A 206-nucleotide genomic window follows, 5' to 3' on the forward strand; every position below is an offset into this window, starting at 1 on the left:
CCCACTACTTCCACACTGCTTCCTTTCTTCAACGTTGTCAGCAGTTTGCCTGAGGTCGACGCGCTCGATCGGACATTCAAATTTGCTTTCGTTGTTCCAGTGTAAAGCACCGTTTCACTACCGGAGCCGTCCGATGCACTATCAGGCTTTTGCACATAATCGCCCGACACATACGCCGTTCCTCCGCTGTATTTGATCTTCAGCCA

At 51.0% G+C, this 206-nt stretch carries 1 protein-coding gene; it reads right to left on the reverse strand.

Features of this window, described 5'->3' with window-relative positions; genetic code table 11:
* Nucleotides 1-206: SH3 domain-containing protein (locus NOM01_RS17080; protein WP_370646195.1), on the reverse strand; the 206-nt coding region annotated here is incomplete at both ends.

Origin of the sequence: Sporolactobacillus sp. STSJ-5 (assembly GCF_024385605.1) — a bacterium.
GTDB lineage: Bacteria > Bacillota > Bacilli > Bacillales > Sporolactobacillaceae > Sporolactobacillus.